Raw genomic sequence first — 18535 nt, forward strand, 5'->3', positions numbered from 1 at the left:
TGAGCGATCCTCTGCGGCACCCACTTCACATGGCGAACATGCTCGTTAGCCAAGGCGCAGGTCACAAGCCCTTCGCAGCCTCCATGGCCGGAAAACTTGAGGAACAACACGCCCCTGTGGGCCAGGGACACCGCGCCGGGCCGTGGGAGGCCGACGCCGCCGCCCACGAGGGCCGCCATCGTCGCCGAGTGGTGGGGAGCGCAGTACGGCGGGACCTCCACCAGCGGCTTGCCGGGTGGCAGGACGCCGGCGACGGAGTGCACCGCCGTGACCTCCAGTGCCTCCTGGGACGTCAGCGGTGGCAGGAGGCCGGGGAGCCGCTCGGCCAGCATCGTCTTGCCGGCGCCCGGTGGGCCCTTGAGGTAGAGGTGGTGACCGCCCGCGGCCGCGACCTCCAGGGCCTTGCGTGCGAGGTGCTGGCCCGCGACCTCGGCCAGGTCGGGGACGTGGCGCGCGGCGCCGACCCCGCAGAGCACTCCCGTGCCGATCCCGGCCCCGGCCACCGACAGGCCCGCCAGGGCCGGATCCGGCCGCCCCTCCTCGGCCGGATCCTCCTCCGGCACGGGCTCGTCCGAGAGCACCGCGATCAGCTGGCGCAGGCTGCGGACGCCGAGGACCGAGACATCGGGCACCAGCGACGCCTCCGCGGCCGTCCGCTCGGCGACGACGACCTGGCGATAGCCCGCGTCGGCGGCGGCCAGCACCGCGGGCAGCACACCGCGGACCGGCCGGACCCGGCCGTCGAGACCGAGCTCGCCGACCATCACCAGGTCGGCGATCTGGCGGGGGTCGATCCGCTCGGCGGCGGCCAGCACCGCGCAGGCCACCGCGAGGTCGAAGCCACTGCCGCCCTTGGGGACCGATGCCGGGCTGAGCCCCACCGTCAGCTTCTTCTGCGGCCACTCCGCGCCGGAATTCACCACCGCCGACCGGACTCTGTCGCGGCTCTCCTGCAAGCTCTTGTCGGGCAGGCCGACCAGGGTGAAGGCCGCGATGCCCGGCTCCAGACCGGCCTGGACCTCGACGACCACCCCCTCGACCCCGACCAGGGCCACCGAGCACGTACGGGCGAAGGCCATCACGCCACCCCCTTGGCGTGCTCCACGAGGGGGGCTCCCCGGCCGGGGACGACCACGCCCACGAGGTCGATCCGCACCCCGCCCGGCGGTGGTCCGCCATGTCTCTCCAGCCATCGCCCGGCGAGCCTGCGCAGCCGGTCGGCCTTCACGGTCCGGACCGCGGCCATGGGGTGTTCGTAAGGGCCCGCGCGCCGGGTCTTGACCTCGCAGACCACCAGGGCGTCACCGTCCGACGCGATGATGTCGATCTCGCCGTCCCGGCACCGCCAATTGCGGTCCAGGATCCTTATCCCGGCCTCCGTGAGCCGGCGCACCGCCAGCTCCTCGCCGTAACGGCCGAGCGCCTGGCGCGCCGATCCCTCGCGCGCTCCGGCCGGCTTCGAAGCCTCCGCCGGTCCCGTCGGCACGGCCGCTTCCCCCGGCCCCGCGGGCCGCTGTGATCGCAGCACGGTCACCACCTCCGGCACCGACTGTGCCGCGACCGCGCCCCGCTGTTGGATCTTGGTGGATAACCCGCCGGTTGTGGATAACTCAGCCACCCGGGAGGTCGAGATCGCTCTTGTTGAGTTCCTCGATGTTCACGTCCTTGAAGGTGAGCACGCGCACCTGTTTGACGAACCGGGCCGGCCGGTACATGTCCCACACCCAGGCGTCGGCCATCGAGACCTCGAAGAAGACCTCGCCCTGGACGGAGTGCACCTGCATCTCGTAGTCGTTGGTGAGATAGAAACGCCGCTCGGTCTCGATCACGTATTTGAACAGACCGACGACATCGCGGTACTCCCGGTAGAGCTTCAGCTCCATCTCGGTCTCGTACTTCTCGAGGTCCTCGGCGCTCATGGCATGTTCCCCTTCAGCCGTGCGTCCCCCTATTGTGCGTCAGGCCCGCTCCGTCTCCAGGAGCACCGGCGTACTCGGGGGTCCCTCGTCGAGCAGCGTACGCAGCAGCTCGGCGAGCCTGGTCGGATACACCGTCTCACGGGTCGCGAGGAGTTCCCCGCACGTCCACCAGCGCAGTCCCGTGACGCTGCGCCGCTCCAGCTCGGTGCCGCCTCCGGTCCACACCGCGGCCTGCCGGGTGCGGGCCAGGTAGTAGCGCTCGTCCTGGTCCCAGCGGCGTCCGTCGAAGGGGAAGGAGCAGCGGCGCCGCCACAGCACCGGGCCCAGCTCGATGTCGGTGACCCCGGTCTCCTCGGCCAGCTCCCGGCGGGCCGCCTGCTCCCAGGTCTCGTCGCCCTCCAGACCGCCGCCCGGTGTGAACCACCAGGTGGTGGCGGGGTCGTCGGGCTCGAAGCCGTGGAGGAGCAGCACCCGGTCCCGCGGGTCGAGCAGGATGACCCGTGCGGCCCTGCGCGGCCCCGTGCCCGTCGCCTCGGGCAGCGGCACCTCACCCGACACCCGCTGTCACTCCCTTCCCGCTTCCGGGACCACCGGAGCCGCCCTTCCGCCCGGCCCCGCCCCGTGGCGTCAGCCGGCGCGCCAGAGGCCCGTACGCCGCTCCGCCCAGGATCAGCACCGCCCCGGCGATCACTGCGGCCAGCACCAGGGGCAGCGGCCCGGGGCGGGACGTGCCGCCCGGCAGCGCGGCGAACGCCTGGGGTCTGTCCATCATCCCCCAGCCGCCCACGGGCCAGGCGATGGCGTCCACCCGCCCCTTCACCGCGGAGGCGGGCACCGCGCCGTGCGTGGCGTCGGACAGATGGGAGCGGGAGTCGACCGAGGTCATGCGGTGGTCGCCGATGAGGAAGAGCTGTCCCTCGGGCACGGTGGCGGAGAAGGGCATGAGCGAGGCCGGGCTTCCGGGCGGCAGATATGTCTCGTCGACGGGCTTGCCGTCAACCGTCATCCGGCCCTGCCGGTCGCAGCACTCGATCTTGTCGCCGCCGACGCCGACGACGCGCTTGAGCATGGGCACATTGCCCCAGATCTTGTCCTTGAAGACCACGACGTCCCCGCGCCGCACCTCGCTGCCGTCGATGCGCTCGGCGAGCACCCGGTCGCCGCGCGCGACGGTCGGCTCCATCGAGTCGGTGGGGACGGTGTACGGCTGGTACAGCAGGGCGCCCCAGACGAATCCGCCGAGGAAGAGCAGACAGCCGACGGCCACGGCCAGCCCGGACAGCACCCTGCCCGCGCGGCCGTGGCCGTCGTCGTCACGTCCCGCTGCGCTCATACCGGCTCCCGCCCCCGTAAAGATCGGATTCCGCATGCCCTCGGGCATGGGATCGCACCTTACCGGGCGGTACGGACGCGAGTCAGCCCTTCGGGCCGGTCTTCCCGATGATCCTGCGGCGGCGCCACAGCACCAGCGGCACCGCGCCCGCGAGACCGAGCGCGGCGGGCGTCGCCGTGGCGGCGGCGTTCAGGCCGGACTGGTCGAAGGTGCCGGGCACCGAGAGGAACGACCAGCGGTCGATCGGCCAGGCGACGCTGAAGGCGCGGCCCACGACGTCCTTCACCGGCACCGTGCCGTTGTACAGGTCCGGGTGGTAGCGGGAGTCCAGCGAGTCCTGGCGGTGGTCACCCATCACCCAGATGTGGTCCTTGGGAACCTTCACCGGGGCAAACGGCTTGTCGTCGCACGGGGAGTTGCCCTGGAAGATGTACGACTTCTCGTCGAGCGCCTTGCCGTTGACCTTCACCGGGCCGCCCTGGCCCTGGCATTCCACGGTGTCGCCGCCGACCGCGATGACCCGCTTGATGAGGTCCTTCTCCTCGGCCGAGGGCATCAGGCCGATGAAGCTCAGCACCTGCTGCACACCGCGCCCGAAGGGACCGGAATTCTGCTGCTGGGTATCGGGACCGAGCCAGCTCTGGTCGCCCTTGCCCGGGTCGTGGAAGACGACCACTTCGCCCCGCTCGGGCTTGGACCCGAACCACGGCGTCAGCTTGTCCACCAGCACCCGGTCGCCTCGCTGGAGGGTGTTCTGCATCGAATCGGAAGGAATCGAGAACGCCTGGACGAGAAAAGTCTTGATGAACAGGGCGAGCAAGAGGGCGATACCGACGAGGATCGGCAGCTCTTTCCAGAAGGATCGTTGCTTCTTGGGCTGCTGCCCGCCCGGCTCCTCGGCCTCCTCGCCGGGTGCCGCGCCGTCGTTCTCCGCGTTCACCGGCCCGTCCGCCGCATCCCGGGAAGCCTGGGCCGACCGGGCCGCCTGGGACGAGGCGGCATCCTCCGGCGCGCCGCCCCCGGGTGACTCATCGGTCCCTCCGGGTCGTTTCTCGGGTTCTCCATGACCGGAACGTGCGCCGACCGCCAAGTCCCCCACATCCGCTCCTCTCTCCACGCTGCCGCCTGTCGTGCATACGACGCAGGCCCACCACTCCCATAACGAGCGGGAGTTCCGCAGGGGTCGGGAGCTGGATCAATCCGTCCTGATCCATGAGGGACACACTATTCGGCGAAGCGCCCGCTCGCGCCCCCGCACGCGGCGCGTCCCCGACCGATGCGAAGGTGTCCCGTTCGGACAGTCCCCGCCAGTGGCCGAACGGCCAGGCGATGACCACGGCCCGCCCCACCACCAGCTTCTCCGGGACCGTGCCTTGTCCGGCTTCTTGCAAGTGATAGCGGGAATCGGCCGAATCGGAGCGGTGGTCACCCATGACGAAAATGCGCCCCGCCGGGACCCGTACCGAGAACTCGATCTGTGACGGCGGGTTTCCCGGGTGAATATAGGGCTCGTCGAGCGGTGTTCCGTTGACGGTGATTTTGCCGTCCTTGTCGCAGCACTTGACCGTGTCACCGCCGACGGCGATCACCCGCTTGATCAGATCCTGCTCCTTCGAGGAAGGGAGCAGGCCGATGAAGGTCAGGAACTGCTTGCCCTGTTTGATGCCCACCGGGTCCTGCCCGGCCCCGGTCCCCTGTCCCGTGTCCCACCCGCCGGGGTCCCTGAAGACCACCACGTCGCCCCGTTCGGGCTTGGAACCGAACCACGGCGTCAGCTTGTCGACCAGCACCCGGTCGCCGATCCGGATCGTCTGTTCCATCGAGCCGGACGGGATCACGAACGCCTGCACCAGGAACGTCTTGACCACCAGGGCGATCAGCAGGGCCACCGCTATGAGGATCGGCACCTCCTTGACCGCGGACCTCCGCCGGCGCCGCTTGACCCGCCGCGCCGCCTTCCGCCGCACCGCGCGCCCGCCCGTCCCCTCGCCCGCCCGCTCGACCGCCGGGCCCTCGGTGTCCGGCGGGCCCGCCGGGCGCGCGTGCGAGCGCGGTGGGCCCGTACGTCCCCGGCTACCCATGCGGCTGTCCAGCCGCATGCGGTTCCGGTACGTGCGCGAAGGCGTCCGGCCTGCGCAGTGAGGTGATCCGTCCGAACGGCCAGCCGATCCAGTCGGCGCGGCCGACGACCCGGCCGACCGGGACGGTGCCGCCGCCCGGCTCCCCGAGGTGGTCACGCGAGTCGCGGGAGTCGCTCCGGTGGTCGCCCATCACCCAGAGCTTCCCCGGCGGTACGACGATGTCGAAGGGCACGCGCGAGGGCGCGTCCCCCGGAAAGAGGTACGGCTCGTCGATCGGTTGACCGTTGACCTGGAGCCGGCCACGCGCGTCACAGCAGGTGACCCGGTCGCCGCCGATGCCCACGACCCGCTTGATGTAGTCGGTCCGGGCCGGGCTCATCAGGCCGACCGACGACGCCCCCTTGCGGATCAGCGAGGTGATCACGTTCTCCGAGGGCGCGTCCTGGACGAACGAGCCCGTGCCGTCGAAGACCACCACGTCGCCGCGCCTGGGTTCGCCGCCGAAGCCGTAGGCGAGCTTGTTGACCACGACCCGGTCGCCGACCTGGAGGGTGTTCTCCATCGAGCCGCTCGGGATGAGGAACGGCTGGACGACATAGCTGCTGAGCAGCAGCAGGAAGACCAGGCAGGCGGTCAGCAGCAGGCCGGCCCTGCGCAGCGGCCCGCCGCCCCTCAGCCAGTCCCGGATCCGCTCCGGCCGGCTCCGGCCGGGTATCTCCGCCGGACGCGTCTCCCCGGGAAAACGCGAGGAGCGCGACCCCTGCTCCTCCCCCTGTGCGGGTTCTGGAGAGTGGTCGCGCTCCGAAAGCTGTGCGTCGGTGTCCATCGAGCCGAAAGCTTATCCGGCCTGGCCCGGACTCCGGACGGAAGCTCAGTTGTCGCGCTTCTCCTTGATCTTCGCGGCCTTGCCACGGAGCTCACGGAGGTAGTACAGCTTGGCGCGACGGACGTCACCGCGGGTCACCAGCTCGACCTTCTCGAAGATCGGGCTGTGCACCGGGAAGGTGCGCTCGACGCCGACGGAGAAGGAGACCTTGCGGACCGTGAAGGTCTCGCTGATGCCCGCGCCCTGGCGGCGGATGACGACACCCTTGAACTGCTGGATGCGGGAGCGGTTGCCCTCGATGACGCGAACGTGGACGTTCACGGTGTCACCGGGACGGAAGGCCGGGACGTCGGTGCGCAGGGACGCGGCGTTGACGTTGTCGAGCAGGGAGGACATGTTCGTCTGCTTCCTCGCCGATGCCACAGGTCATCAGCGGAATCGAAATGATGCTGGGGTGGTGCATGAGCCGGGCGGACGTCGTTCCCCCTGTGGCAGGGGCGCGCGCCGGGCGCAAGGCAACGGCTTATTCTTCCACGTCGGGGGCCACTCGCCCAAATCGGCCATCCGGGCCCGGGGCCCAGCCCAGGATCGAGAGCATCTCGCGGTCCTTCTTGTCGAAGGCCGCCGGATCGGTGCGCTCGATCAGATCGGGCCGGTTCGCGACCGTGCGCCGGAACGCCTCGTCGCGGCGCCAGCGGGCGATCTTGCCGTGGTGGCCGCTCACCAGGACATCCGGGATGCCCCGGCCGCGCCACTCGGGGGGCTTGGTGTAGACGGGCCCTTCGAGGAGGTCGGCCATGGCGCCGGGCGCGAAGGAGTCGTCGCGGTGGGACTCCGCGTTGCCCAGCACGCCGGGGAGCAGCCGGGCGATGGCCTCGACCATCACCAGCACGGGCGCCTCGCCGCCGGCCAGGACGTAGTCGCCGATGGAGACCTCGCGCACGTCGAGGCGGTCGCCGTACTCCTCGATGACGCGGCGGTCGATGCCCTCGTAGCGGGCGGGGGTGAAGACCAGCCACGGCTTCTCGGACAGCTCGACGGCGAGCTGCTGGGTGAACGGCTTGCCGCTGGGCGTGGGCACGACCAGGGTGGGCAGGCCTTCCCCGGAGGCGATGACGGAGTCGAGCGCCTCGCCCCAGGGCTCGGGCTTCATCACCATGCCGGGGCCGCCGCCGTACGGGGTGTCGTCGACGGTGTTGTGCTTGTCGTGCGCCCAGTCCCGCAGGTCGTGCACCCGGACGTCCAGCTGGCCGCGCGCGCGGGCCTTGCCGACGAGCGAGACGTTCAGCGGCTCCAGGTACTCCGGGAAGATCGTGACGACGTCGAGCCGCATCACGCGTCACCCTTCGCCGCGTCGTCCTCGTCCTGACCGGCGGCGCCCTCGGCCTCGGCGTCGCGGGAGCTCGCGACCTCGGCCTGCTCGGTGTCGATCAGGCCGCGCGGCGGATCGACGACGGCGCGCTGCGCGTCGAGGTCGATCTCCGTGACGATCTCGGAGACGAAGGGGATCATCACCTCGCCGCCGTCGGGCCGCTCCACGATGAAGAGGTCCTGCGAGGGCAGGTGCGCGATCTCGGTGATCCGGCCGATCTCGGTGCCGTCGGCGGTGACGACGTCGAGGTCGATCAGCTGGTGGTCGTAGAACTCCTCGGGGTCCTCGGGGGTCTCCTCGGGGTCCACCTCGGCGATCAGGAGCGTGTTGCGGAGCGCCTCGGCGCCCGTACGGTCCTTGACGCCGGCGAAGCGCAGCAGCAGCCGACCGCTGTGCACCCGCCCGGTCTCGATGGTCAGCGGGCCCACTCCGGCGGGGTCCGTGGCCAGCACGGCGCCCGGCCCGAGCCGCAGCTCCGGGTCGTCCGTGCGCACCTCAACGGTGACCTCACCCTTGATCCCATGGGCGCGGCCGATCCTGCCGACTACCAGCTGCATGCCGTTCCTTCTCTGCTTCTCCGTACGAATACGACGAGCGAACGCGACAACGGGCCGGGAGGGGCCATAAGCCCCTCCCGGCCCGTGCCGGTGCTCAATCGCTTCTCAGCGGACCTGGTCCACGTCGACGAGGTCGACGCGGATGCCACGGCCGCCGATGGCGCCCACGACGGTGCGCAGTGCGCGCGCGGTGCGGCCGTTGCGGCCGATCACCTTGCCGAGGTCGTCGGGGTGGACCCGGACCTCCAGCACGCGCCCGCGTCGCAGATTGCGCGACGCGACCTGCACCTCGTCGGGGTTGTCGACGATGCCCTTCACGAGGTGCTCAAGGGCCTCCTCGAGCATCCTCAGGCCTCGGTCGACTCAGCGGACTCGGCCGCGGCGGCCTCGTCCTTCTTCTCCGACTTCTTGGCCTTCGGGGTGATGGCCTCACCCTTCGCGGCGCTGTCCTCGAGGCCCTTGGCGAACTCGTCGAACGCGCGACGCTTGTCCTCCTTGGTCTCGGGGAGGAGCATCGGGGCCGGGGCCGGCAGACCCTTGAACTTCTGCCAGTCGCCGGTGACCTTGAGGATGGCCATGACCGGCTCGGTCGGCTGCGCGCCGACACCCAGCCAGTACTGGACACGCTCGGTGTCGACCTCGATGCGCGAGGGGTTCTGCACCGGGTGGTACAGACCGATCTCCTCGATGGCCCGGCCGTCACGGCGGGTGCGGGAGTCGGCGACGACGATGCGGTAGTGAGGCGAACGGATCTTGCCCAGACGCTTCAGCTTGATCTTGACTGCCACTGGAGTGGTGTCTCCTGGTCTTGACGTGGTTGGGCACAACGAGATGCCACGTGGGGTTGCGGTACTCGGGTGCCCGATGGACGCGTCAGCCGGAGGAGAGAGGGGTCCTGTGCGACTGTCGAGTACAGCGTCCCATTGTGCCACACCGCTCCAGGTCAGCCGACCGATACGGCCTCCGGGATGCGGAAGGGCTGCCCGCAGCCGCCGCACATGATCGGCGCCTGCGCGAGCACAGAAGGCACAACGCGGACGTTGCGGCCGCAATCGCACACGGCCTTGACCCGCACTCCCCCGCCGGAGGAGCCGTGCCGCGCCGCCGGACCCCGGAAGGTGCGCGAGGTGTCGGCGGTGGTGGCGACGGTGTGCGCCTTCAGGGCGCGCTGGAGTCTCTCGATGGTGGGGCGGTAGCGCTTGCGCGCCTCCGGGTTGAGCACGACCAGCGAGAAGCCGCTGCTGGGATGCGGCTCGTCCCCATGGTCGAGACCCAGCTCCTCGGCGATCGCCAGGAACCGGCGATTGTGGTAGCGGCCCGCACGTGACGTGTCACGGACACCGCGGGCGGCCGCGATGCCGTGCACTGCCTCGTGCAGCAGCCGTTCGAAGGAGAGCTCGGCGCCGCAGGCGGACGACGACTCCCCGATCAACGATTCGGGCGCGGCTAGATCCGGCAGCTCGGGGTGGTACCGCTGAATGTCGGCCCACGCCTGCGCCAGCTCTGCGGCGAGAACAGGTGGTGTCGTGCTCACGTCGTGACAACGAGCAGGGACGGCCCGGTGTTCCGATACCGGGCCATCCCAAATAATTTGCACGTACCAGTCAGTTTCACGCTCATGCGTCCTGACGAGGGCGGGTGCGCAGATCTATGGAGAACCCGCGCACCCGTTCGCAACATGGGACGTACTGACTCACGAGTAAGCGCGCATCAGGGGGCGTGCGCCCCCACGCCCTTCCGTACGTCTGCCCGCCCCGGAGCGATCCATTCCGCACCGGGACCTCACCGCACCGGCCGCGCGGGGCCGGTGCGATCAGTAGGCGCGCGCGACGATCGCGATCGTGCCGGGGGCGTCGTCGGCGTCCGGCACCGAGCCGTCCTCGGCGACCAGGCAGCGCACGGACACGGCCTGCTCGGCGAGCTTGGCCTCGCCCTCGGGGCCGAGGTCCGCCCACGGGATCCGCGCCCAGCCACCGGCGACGGCGGCCTCCGCGGCCTCGTCGATGGTGCGCACGTCGGACGTCAGCGACTCGCGGCGCTCGCGCGACTGGGTCAGCAGCAGCTCCTGGTCCTCCTCCAGGACCTTCGGCAGCAGCGCGACCAGCTCGTCGAGGCGGACCGGCGCCTTGCCCCCGGGGATCCGGCGGGCCAGCATCGCGGTGCCGTTCTCCAGGTCGCGCGGGCCGACCTCGATGCGCACCGGAACGCCCTTGAGCTCCCAGTCCACGGCGCGGCGGCCGAAGGGGGTGTCGGTGCGGTCGTCGACCTGCACCCGGATCCCGGCGGCCTTCAGCGCCTCACCGATCTCGCGGACCTTGGCGATCACGGCGTCGTCACCCTTGATCGCCAGGACGACGGCCTGGACGGAGGCGAGGCGCGGCGGCACCCGCAGGCCGCTGTCGTCGCCGTGCGACATGATCAGACCGCCGACCATGCGGGTCGAGACGCCCCACGAGGTCTGCCAGACCATCTCCTGCTGCCCGTCCTTGGACAGGTAGGAGGTGTTGAACGCCTTGGCGAAGTTCTGGCCGAGCTCGTGGCTGGTGCCCATCTGGAGGGCCTTGCCGTCCCGCATCATGCCCTCGAGCGTGAGGGTGTTGATGGCACCCGCGAAGCGCTCCTTGGCCGTCTTGCGGCCGAGCACGACGTCGATGCCGAGCACGTTCACCATGAAGTCGTAGTAGACGTCGCGGTGGATGCGGGCCGCGTACTCACGCGCGTCCTCGTAGGTGGCGTGGGCGGTGTGGCCCTCCTGCCAGAGGAACTCGCTCGTGCGCAGGAAGACGCGCGGACGCATCTCCCAACGCACCACGTTGGCCCACTGGTTGATCAGCAGGGGCAGGTCGCGGTAGCTCTGCACCCACTTGGAGAAGTATTCGTTGATGATCGTCTCGGAGGTGGGCCGGACGACGACCGGCTCCTCGAGCTCCTTGCCGCCGCCGTGCGTGACGACCGCGAGCTCGGGCGCGAAGCCCTCGACGTGCTCGGCCTCCCGCGTCAGGTAGGACTGCGGGATGAACAGCGGGAAGTACGCGTTGGAGGCGCCCGCGTCCTTGATGCGCGCGTCCATCTCCTGCTGCATGCGCTCCCAGAGCCCGTACCCGTACGGGCGGATGACCATGGTGCCGCGCACCGGGCCGTTGTCGGCCAGCTCGGCCTTGTTGATCAAGTCCTGGTACCAGCGCGGGAAGTCTTCCGCCTGGGGGGTGAGAATGGGAGCCTTTGCCATGGTGCGAATGGTACGGGGCCGATCCACCCGAGCGTGAATCCCCTCCCCGCGGCCCCACGCCCGCCGGCGGACCGCCGCCCCCGTTGCCCGTGCGAGAGCGCCCGGCACATGCCATCGTGGGCGGACGGGAACCTTCTCGCGCCACCCACTGGACTCGGGGACGGAAGCGGAGTTCTCTGGCATACGGGGGTGCTTCACAGCAGCGCGCGCACGGCAGCACATCGGGGGGCCGATTCGGCACACACACGTCTCTCGGCGGATTGGGGCGCTTTCGATGACACCAACGCTCGTGCGGCGGCACCGGCCGTCCGCTGCGTCGCCCGGCTCCCGGGCCCGCGACTGGGCGGAGATCCAGGAACGGATGCTGGTGCCGCTCTACGAAGCGGTGTACCAACGGCTGGAGGTCTCCTCCGGCACCCGGCTGCTCAGCCTGGGCTGCGGATCCGGGCTGGCCCTGCTGATGGCGTCGGCCCGGGGCGCCACGGTCTGCGGCATCGACTCCGACCGGCGGCGGCTGGACCTGGCCCATGAACGGCTGTCCCCCGAAGGCGGCGCCGGACGCGGCGCACGCCTCGGGCACGGCGGCCCCGAATCCGTCACCGAGCCGGGCGCTCCCCCCTTCAACCTCGTCACGGCCTTCGACCCGCTGTACTGCGCGGGCGGCGGCGCCCACCACCTGGCGGGCGCCCTCGCCAAGGCGGCCGCGTGTGCCGAATACGGCGCGCCCGTCGTCCTGGCCGGCTGGGGACCGCAGGAGCGCTGCGCCGCCTCGGGGGCGCTTCGAGTCGCGGCCCGGCTCGCGGACCCCATGTGCGCGCCCTCCCGCTGGCGGCCGAGCGGCCGCGACGACCTGGAGAACCTCGCCCAGCGCGCCGGACTGCGCCCGGACGGATCGGGCCGCGTGGCCTGCCCGTACGGCTACGCCGACCTGGGCAGCGCGGTCCGCGGGATGCTCTCGACCGGCGCCTTCGACGCGGCGATCGAGGCCACGGACGAGGAGCAGGTCACCAAGGAGCTCGCCGAGGCGCTCCACCCCTACCTGCGCCATGACGGCACCGTGTGGATGCCCAACGTCTTCCGCTATCTCATAGCCCGCGTCTAGCCCTGCCCCACGAAAGCGCTTGAGGTCCTACTGACGTCAGTAGGACCTCAAGCGCTTTCGTATGACGGGATCAGCCCATGAACTTCTTGAACTCGTCGGGGAGTTCGAAGTTCTGCGGCTCCTGGCCGGCGGCGGGCAGGCCCAGCGGGTTGGCAGCCTGCTGCTCGCGGCGCGCCGCCGCTGCCTCTTCCTCGGCCTTGCGCTTCATCGGGTTGCCGCTCTTACGCTTGCCCTTGGCCTGCTTGACCTGCTTCTTCTTGCGAGCCGCGCCGCCGCCCATGCCCGGCATCCCGGGCATCCCCGGCATGCCGCCGCCCTGGGCCATGCGGGACATCATCTTGCGGGCGTCGAAGAAGCGCTCCACCAGATTCTTGACCGCGCTGACGTCCACACCCGAGCCCTTGGCGATACGGGCGCGGCGCGAGCCGTTGATGATCGTGGGGTCCTGGCGCTCGGCCGGGGTCATCGACTTGATGATCGCGGCGGTGCGGTCGACGTCGCGCTCGTCGAGGTTGTTGATCTGCTCCTTGATCTGCCCCATGCCGGGCAGCATGCCAAGGAGCTTGGAGATGGAGCCCATCTTGCGGACCTGTTCCATCTGGGACAGGAAGTCGTCGAGCGTGAACTCCTTCGGCCCCTTCGCCAGCTTGGCCGCCATCTTCTCGGCCTCGTCCTGGCTGAAGGTCTGCTCGGCCTTCTCGATGAGGCTGAGCATGTCGCCCATGCCGAGGATGCGGGACGCCATGCGGTCCGGGTGGAACGCGTCGAAGTCGTCCAGCTTCTCGCCGTTGGAGGCGAACATGATCTGCTTGCCGGTCACGTGCGCGACCGACAGGGCGGCACCACCGCGGGCGTCACCGTCGAGCTTGGAGAGCACCACGCCGTCGAAGCCGACGCCGTCGCGGAACGCCTCGGCGGTGTTGACCGCGTCCTGACCGATCATGGCGTCGACGACGAAGAGCACCTCGTCGGGGCCGACGGCGTCGCGGATGTCCGCGGCCTGCTGCATCAGCTCGGCGTCGATGCCGAGGCGGCCGGCGGTGTCGACGACGACCACGTCGTACTGCTTGGACTTCGCGAACTCGATCGAGTCCTTGGCGACCTGCACCGGGTCGCCGACGCCGTTGCCCGGCTCCGGCGCGTAGACCGCGACACCGGCGCGCTCGGCGACGACGGACAGCTGGTTGACGGCGTTGGGGCGCTGGAGGTCGCAGGCGACCAGCAGCGGCGCGTGGCCCTGGCCCTTGAGCCAGAAGCCGAGCTTTCCGGCGAGGGTGGTCTTACCGGCACCCTGGAGACCGGCGAGCATGATGACCGTGGGACCGGTCTTCGCGAAGCGCAGCCGGCGGGTCTCGCCGCCGAGGATGCCGATGAGCTCCTCGTTGACGATCTTGATGACCTGCTGGGCGGGGTTCAGCGCCGCGGAGACCTCGGCGCCGTTGGCCCGCTCCTTGACCTGGCGGATGAACGCGCGGACGACCGGCAGGGCGACGTCCGCTTCGAGCAGCGCGATACGGATCTCGCGGGCGGTGGCGTCGATGTCCGCCTCGGACAGTCGGCCCCGGCTCCGGAGGTTCTTGAATACGTCCGCCAAGCGGTCGGAAAGAGTATCGAACACAGCGCTCGTCGGTCCTCGGGGTCGGGGGCGGGGTCAATCGCCCTCCAGAGTATCTGGCCCCGCCGACCCGGTGTCCTCGCCCACCGGATATGACGAACCGGAGACGGAACCGGAAAGGACGGGAAATGCGCCGCGGGCACGGCGGAGCGCCCGTGTGCGCTCGGATGCCGCCGGGATGCCCACGGTGCGCGGCGGTCCCGGCTCAGGTCAGTGCCGCCTCCACAGCCTGGGCCACCGCCGTCGCCTCGTCGTCGGGCAGCGGCCCGCCGTCGCTCCGCGTCACATAGAACGCGTCCACCACATTGGCCCCGAGCGTGCTCACGTGCGCGCTGCGCACCCACACCCCGGCTTCCTCCAGGGCCCGCCCGATGCGGTGCAGCAGGCCGGGGGCGTCCTGGGCCCGTACCTCCAGGACCGTCGCGTCCCGCGAGCCGCCGGCGGCCACGGTCACCCGCGGCGGCGCGTGCGCGCCCCGGCGCCGCTTGGCGTACGCCGCCTCCCGCTCCGCGAGCCGTCCGACGAGGTCGAGGCCGCCGTCCAGGGCCCGTACGAGATCGTTCCGCAGCCGCGCGGGCTCCGGCAGGGAGCCGAACTCGGCGGCCACCCGCCAGCGCAGCAGCAGCGTGCCACCGACCGACCGGAGGTCCGCCGCGCGGACAGTCAGCCGGTGCAGTGCGAGGACCCCGGCGGTCGCGGGCAGCACCCCCGAGCGGTCGGGAAGGGCGATGGCCAGCTCCACGCCGACCGTGCCCGTGCCGTCGGGGGCGTCCTCGCCCTCCGGCCGCTCGCGCAGCTCCAGCACGACGCCTCCGGTGCGCAGCGCCTCGGCCACCAGGCGCTCGTGCCCGGTGGCCGGCGGCTCCGCCCGCTTACAGCCGGGGGCGTCGCCCGTGAGCGCTGCCGCGGCGCGGCGCACGAGGCCCGCCACCAGCGAGGCCCGCCAGGCGCTCCAGGCCGCCGGCCCGGTGGCGAGGGCGTCGGCCTCGGTGAGGGCGTGGAGCAGCTCCAGGGTGTCGGTGCGGGCGACGGCGTCGGTGACGGTCCGGACGGTCGCCGGGTCGTCGAGGTCGCGCCGGGTGGCGGTGTCGATGAGCAGCAGGTGGTGGCGTACGAGCGTCGCGAGGGTCTCGGTGTCGGCCGGGCCGAAGCCGAGCCGGGCGGCGATGTCCCGGGTGAGGGCCTCCCCCACCACGGAGTGGTCGCCGGGGCGGCCCTTGCCGATGTCGTGCAGCAGGGCGGCGACGAGGAGCAGGTCGGGGCGGTCGACGTCGCGTGCGAGGGCGGCAGCCCGGACCGCGGTCTCGATCAGGTGGCGGTCGACGGTCCAGCGGTGCACGGCGTTGCGCTGCGGGCGGCAGCGCACGTGCTCCCATTCGGGCAGCAGCCGCGAAATGATCCCTTCCGCTTCGAGGGCCTCCCAGACCTCGACGGTGGGAGGGCCCGCGCCGAGCAGGGTGACCAGCGCCTCGCGCGCCTCGTCGGGCCAGGGCACCGGCAGCGGGCCCGCGGTGGCGGCCAGCCGGCGCACGGCGTGCGGCGACAGCGGCAGCCCCGCCTGCGCGGCCGCGGCCGCGGCGCGCAGCGGCAGCACGGGGTCGCGCTCGGGCCGTGCCGCACGGGCGAGGACCGCCTCGCCGTCCTGCTCGACGACGCCCTCGGCCAGCGGCAGCCGCTCCGGCTCCACGAAACCGCCGCGGCCGCCGCGCCCGCCGAGGATCCGCCGCAGGCGCGGCCGGGCCGAGCGGGCGCGCAGGACGCGCCCTACCTCGCGCCAGGTGACGTCGGCGGCGTAGGAGACGGTGCGGGCGGCTTCGTAGACCTCGCGCAGCAGGGTGTCGCCGTCGGGGAGGCCGACGGCGGCGGCCACTTGGTCCTGCTCCTGGAGGGCCAGCCGGTCGGTGGCGCGGCCGGTGGCCAGGTGGAGGGCGTCGCGGGTGTCGAGCAGCAGGGCACGGGCGCTCTCCAGCCCCTCGCGGGGCGCGTCCGCGAGCCAGGAGGCGGCAACGGCGCGCAGGGCGGTGGCGTCCCGGAGGCCGCCGCGCGCCTCCTTGAGGTCGGGCTCCAGCAGGAACCGCAACTCGCCCTGGAGCCTGGCGCGTTCCTCCCCGAGCTCACGCAGCTCCGGCAGCCGGGAGGGGGCCTGGGCCCGCCAGTCGGCATAGGCGGTGGCGCGCAGCCCGGCGGTGAGGTGCTCGTCGCCGCCGAGGTGGCGGGCGTCGAGGAGCCCGAGGTGGACCTTGAGGTCGGCGGCCGCGGTCCGGCGCGCCTCGGCCGGGGTGCGCACGGAGTGGTCGAGCGCGAGGCCCATGTCCCAGACGGGGTACCAGACGCGGTCGGCGATCGCGGCGATCTTCGACATGTCCGCCGAACCGTCGTGCAGCAGCAGGACGTCGAGGTCGCTGCGCGGGGACAGCTCGCCGCGGCCGTAGCCGCCGACGGCCACGAGCGCCACGCCGTGGGTCTCGCCGAGCAGGGTCCCCAGCCACTGGTCGGTGAGCCGGGCGAGGGCGGCGCGGCGCGGCGGCCCGGCCTGCCGCCCCTGGTGCAGGAGGCGCAGCCGGGCCGCCGCGTAACCGCCGGGTTCCGAGCCGGTCGCCGGGGAACCGGTGTCCGTCACGTCAGGACTCCTTGAGAGTGCTCGTGGAAGGGGGCCGGCCGGTCCGGGCCTCGAACGGCCGCGGGCCTACAGGGCGTCCGGGCCGTGCTCGCCGGTGCGTACGCGGACGACGTCCTCGACCGGGACGACCCACACCTTGCCGTCGCCGATCTTGCCGGTGTCGCCGGAACGGGCCGTCTTCACGATGGTGTCGACGACGTCCTCGGCGTCGTGGTCCTCGGTGAGGATCTCTATCCGGATCTTCGGCACGAGGTCGACGGTGTACTCGGCGCCGCGGTAGACCTCGGTGTGGCCCCGCTGGCGGCCGGACCCGCTGGCCTCGCTGACGGTCATGCCGCGCACGCCGAGGCTCCGCAGCGCGGCCTTGATGTCGTCGACCATGTGCGGCTTGACGACCGCGGTGATGAGCTTCATGCGTCCACCTTCTTGTGCTGTGCCGTGCCGTTGTCCGGGGTGTGGCCGGACGCGTCGTCGCCGGTCTCCGAGGACGGGCCCGGCGGGGTGTGCGCGACGGCCCGGGTGACCGCCGAGACGCCGCCGACCGCGCTGAAGTCATAGGCGGTCTCGGCGTGGAACGCCTGGTCGATGCCGCTCAGTTCGTCGTCCTCGGCGGCCCGGAAGCCGATGACCTTGTCGACGAGCTTGGCGAGGAGCCAGGAGACGGTGAAGGAGTAGCCCAGCACCGCGAACGCCCCGACGGCCTGCCGTCCGAGCTGGGTGCCGCCGCCGATGCCACCGGTGGCGAGGAGGCCGACGAGCAGGGTGCCGATGACACCGCCGACGAGGTGGACGCCGACCACGTCGAGCGAGTCGTCGAAGCCGAGCTTGAACTTCAGGGCGACGGCCCAGGAGCAGACCGCGCCGGCGACCACGCCGATGAGGAGCGCGCCGAAGGCGTTGACGGCGGCGCCGGAGGGCGTGATGGCGACCAGGCCGGCGACGGCGCCGGAGGCCGCGCCGAGGGTGGTGAACGCGCCGTGCCGGATGCGCTCGTAGGCGAGCCAGCCGAGCATGGCGGCGCCCGTCGCCACCTGGGTGTTGAGCGCCATGTTGGCCGCGGTGCCGTTGGCGGCGAGCGCCGAACCGGCGTTGAAGCCGAACCAGCCGAACCACAGCAGCGCCGCGCCGAGCATCACCAGCGGCAGGCTGTGCGGCCGCATGGGGTCCTTCTTGAAGCCGATGCGCTTGCCGACGACGAGCACGGCGGCGAGGGCGCCGATGCCCGCGTTGATGTGGACGGCCGTGCCGCCCGCGAAGTCGATCACCTTCAGCTTGAAGAGCCAGCCTCCGGGCTGCCAGACCCAGTGGGCGACGGGGAAGTAGACGACCGTGACCCAGAGGGTGATGAAGAGGGCCCAGGCGCTGAACTTCACCCGGTCGGCGAGCGCCCCGCTCATCAGGGCGGGGGTGATGACGGCGAACATCAACTGGAAGAGGGCGAAGGCGAAGACCGGGATGCCGCCCTTGCCGGTCAGTGTCTCCGGGCTGATGCCCTTGAGGCCGATGTGGTCGAGATTGCCGAGCAGCCCGGCGCCGACATCGTCACCGAAGGCGAGTGAGTAGCCGTAGAGCACCCACAGCACGGTGACGATGCCGAGCGAGATGAACGACATCATCAGCATGTTGAGCGCGCTCTTGACCCGCACCATGCCGCCGTAGAAGAAGGCCAGGCCCGGGGTCATCAGCATCACGAGCGCGGCACTGATCAATACGAATGCGGTATCTGCGCCATTCACGCGACGTCTCCTCGAAAGCGGCGGCCCGTACGGGCGGGTTGTCAGCGGGCCGGGTTTCGCCAAGAGGTTGACGCAGCGCGGTTTCAGCCGGTGCGGCCGGTTGTTTCACCGGGATGACGATGGCGTCGTAGGTGTTACACCCCGA

20 protein-coding genes are annotated in these 18535 nt (G+C 71.4%); 1 reads left to right on the forward strand and 19 read right to left on the reverse strand.

All coding sequences use genetic code 11. From position 1 onward, the window contains the following. The 15 genes from ACFY1P_RS00005 to proS form a co-directional block, all read right to left on the reverse strand. Positions 1-1079, reverse strand: a 1079-nt coding sequence (locus ACFY1P_RS00005; protein WP_390749211.1) for an ATP-binding protein, incomplete at its 3' end; no start/stop codon positions are given. Continuing rightward, positions 1079-1486, reverse strand: a complete 408-nt coding sequence (locus ACFY1P_RS00010; RefSeq protein ID WP_361525281.1) for a YraN family protein — start codon at positions 1484-1486, stop codon at positions 1079-1081. The genes ACFY1P_RS00010 and ACFY1P_RS00005, both read right to left, overlap by 1 nt. Before the next feature lie 124 nt (positions 1487-1610). Continuing rightward, entirely contained in the window at positions 1611-1919 is a 309-nt protein-coding gene (locus ACFY1P_RS00015; protein WP_009714730.1) for a DUF2469 domain-containing protein, read from the reverse strand. 39 nt (positions 1920-1958) lie between these two features. Next, the gene (locus ACFY1P_RS00020) at positions 1959-2477 is read right to left on the reverse strand and encodes an NUDIX hydrolase (RefSeq protein ID WP_390749212.1); all 519 of its coding nucleotides are present in this window, start codon (positions 2475-2477) and stop codon (positions 1959-1961) included. Further along, on the reverse strand, positions 2467-3252 hold the full coding sequence (gene lepB / locus ACFY1P_RS00025; protein ID WP_390749213.1) for a signal peptidase I: 786 nt from the start codon (positions 3250-3252) through the stop codon (positions 2467-2469). Before lepB (ACFY1P_RS00025) ends, ACFY1P_RS00020 begins: the two co-directional genes overlap by 11 nt. An 82-nt stretch (positions 3253-3334) precedes the next feature. Continuing rightward, positions 3335-4342, reverse strand: coding sequence for a signal peptidase I (lepB, locus tag ACFY1P_RS00030; RefSeq protein ID WP_361525278.1), 1008 nt, complete (start codon positions 4340-4342; stop codon positions 3335-3337). Beyond that, positions 4281-5333, reverse strand: coding sequence for a signal peptidase I (gene lepB, locus ACFY1P_RS00035; protein ID WP_361525275.1), 1053 nt, complete (start codon positions 5331-5333; stop codon positions 4281-4283). The genes lepB (ACFY1P_RS00030) and lepB (ACFY1P_RS00035) overlap by 62 nt, the downstream gene beginning before the upstream one ends. Beyond that, positions 5326-6159 (reverse strand): signal peptidase I, encoded by an 834-nt coding sequence (gene lepB, locus ACFY1P_RS00040; RefSeq protein ID WP_390749214.1) that lies wholly within the window; start codon positions 6157-6159, stop codon positions 5326-5328. The genes lepB (ACFY1P_RS00035) and lepB (ACFY1P_RS00040) overlap by 8 nt, the downstream gene beginning before the upstream one ends. Positions 6160-6204: 45 nt before the next feature. Next, positions 6205-6555, reverse strand: a complete 351-nt coding sequence (gene rplS / locus ACFY1P_RS00045; protein ID WP_030369336.1) for a 50S ribosomal protein L19 — start codon at positions 6553-6555, stop codon at positions 6205-6207. Between the two features lie 127 nt (positions 6556-6682). After that, entirely contained in the window at positions 6683-7492 is an 810-nt protein-coding gene (gene trmD, locus ACFY1P_RS00050; RefSeq protein ID WP_361525272.1) for a tRNA (guanosine(37)-N1)-methyltransferase TrmD, read from the reverse strand. Further along, positions 7492-8088: a ribosome maturation factor RimM gene (rimM, locus tag ACFY1P_RS00055; protein WP_390749215.1), complete on the reverse strand. Its 597-nt coding sequence runs from the start codon at positions 8086-8088 to the stop codon at positions 7492-7494. Before rimM ends, trmD begins: the two co-directional genes overlap by 1 nt. Before the next feature lie 105 nt (positions 8089-8193). Continuing rightward, positions 8194-8433, reverse strand: a complete 240-nt coding sequence (locus ACFY1P_RS00060; RefSeq protein ID WP_020868149.1) for an RNA-binding protein — start codon at positions 8431-8433, stop codon at positions 8194-8196. A 2-nt stretch (positions 8434-8435) separates the two neighbouring features. Further along, positions 8436-8876, reverse strand: coding sequence for a 30S ribosomal protein S16 (gene rpsP / locus ACFY1P_RS00065; protein WP_361525207.1), 441 nt, complete (start codon positions 8874-8876; stop codon positions 8436-8438). A 155-nt stretch (positions 8877-9031) separates the two neighbouring features. Continuing rightward, positions 9032-9622 carry a hypothetical protein gene (locus ACFY1P_RS00070; RefSeq protein WP_361525204.1) on the reverse strand — a complete coding sequence of 197 codons (591 nt, stop codon included), beginning with the start codon at positions 9620-9622 and terminating at the stop codon, positions 9032-9034. A gap of 279 nt (positions 9623-9901) precedes the next feature. Then, positions 9902-11317: a proline--tRNA ligase gene (gene proS / locus ACFY1P_RS00075; RefSeq protein WP_361525201.1), complete on the reverse strand. Its 1416-nt coding sequence runs from the start codon at positions 11315-11317 to the stop codon at positions 9902-9904. Between the two features lie 274 nt (positions 11318-11591). On the opposite strand from proS, the gene ACFY1P_RS00080 reads away from it, so the two are divergent. Beyond that, positions 11592-12419, forward strand: a complete 828-nt coding sequence (locus ACFY1P_RS00080; RefSeq protein ID WP_390749216.1) for a class I SAM-dependent methyltransferase — start codon at positions 11592-11594, stop codon at positions 12417-12419. Between the two features lie 70 nt (positions 12420-12489). Here ACFY1P_RS00080 and ffh read toward each other — a convergent pair whose 3' ends face one another. From ffh to ACFY1P_RS00100, 4 genes are all read right to left on the reverse strand, one after another. Beyond that, on the reverse strand, positions 12490-14037 hold the full coding sequence (ffh, locus tag ACFY1P_RS00085) for a signal recognition particle protein (RefSeq protein WP_361525196.1): 1548 nt from the start codon (positions 14035-14037) through the stop codon (positions 12490-12492). Between the two features lie 202 nt (positions 14038-14239). Next, positions 14240-16654 carry a [protein-PII] uridylyltransferase gene (locus ACFY1P_RS00090; protein WP_390749217.1) on the reverse strand — a complete coding sequence of 805 codons (2415 nt, stop codon included), beginning with the start codon at positions 16652-16654 and terminating at the stop codon, positions 14240-14242. A 66-nt stretch (positions 16655-16720) separates the two neighbouring features. Beyond that, positions 16721-17068, reverse strand: a complete 348-nt coding sequence (locus ACFY1P_RS00095; protein WP_361534696.1) for a P-II family nitrogen regulator — start codon at positions 17066-17068, stop codon at positions 16721-16723. Then, on the reverse strand, positions 17065-18390 hold the full coding sequence (locus ACFY1P_RS00100) for an ammonium transporter (RefSeq protein ID WP_390749218.1): 1326 nt from the start codon (positions 18388-18390) through the stop codon (positions 17065-17067). Before ACFY1P_RS00100 ends, ACFY1P_RS00095 begins: the two co-directional genes overlap by 4 nt. Positions 18391-18535 lie beyond the last annotated feature (145 nt).

The sequence above is a fragment of the Streptomyces sp. NPDC001407 genome (assembly GCF_042895325.1).
Classification (GTDB): domain Bacteria; phylum Actinomycetota; class Actinomycetes; order Streptomycetales; family Streptomycetaceae; genus Streptomyces.

Bases quoted from the DNA above. Each gene is read 5' to 3' on its own strand.
- ACFY1P_RS00015 (WP_009714730.1), bottom strand. From the start codon at position 1,919: ATGAGCGCCGAGGACCTCGAGAAGTACGAGACCGAGATGGAGCTGAAG.
- lepB (WP_390749213.1), bottom strand. From the start codon at position 3,252: ATGAGCGCAGCGGGACGTGACGACGACGGCCACGGCCGCGCGGGCAGG.
- lepB (WP_361525275.1), bottom strand. From the start codon at position 5,333: ATGGGTAGCCGGGGACGTACGGGCCCACCGCGCTCGCACGCGCGCCCG.
- lepB (WP_390749214.1), bottom strand. From the start codon at position 6,159: ATGGACACCGACGCACAGCTTTCGGAGCGCGACCACTCTCCAGAACCC.
- rplS (WP_030369336.1), bottom strand. From the start codon at position 6,555: ATGTCCTCCCTGCTCGACAACGTCAACGCCGCGTCCCTGCGCACCGAC.
- trmD (WP_361525272.1), bottom strand. From the start codon at position 7,492: ATGCGGCTCGACGTCGTCACGATCTTCCCGGAGTACCTGGAGCCGCTG.
- rimM (WP_390749215.1), bottom strand. From the start codon at position 8,088: ATGCAGCTGGTAGTCGGCAGGATCGGCCGCGCCCATGGGATCAAGGGT.
- ACFY1P_RS00060 (WP_020868149.1), bottom strand. From the start codon at position 8,433: ATGCTCGAGGAGGCCCTTGAGCACCTCGTGAAGGGCATCGTCGACAAC.
- proS (WP_361525201.1), bottom strand. From the start codon at position 11,317: ATGGCAAAGGCTCCCATTCTCACCCCCCAGGCGGAAGACTTCCCGCGC.
- ACFY1P_RS00080 (WP_390749216.1), top strand. From the start codon at position 11,592: ATGACACCAACGCTCGTGCGGCGGCACCGGCCGTCCGCTGCGTCGCCC.
- ACFY1P_RS00095 (WP_361534696.1), bottom strand. From the start codon at position 17,068: ATGAAGCTCATCACCGCGGTCGTCAAGCCGCACATGGTCGACGACATC.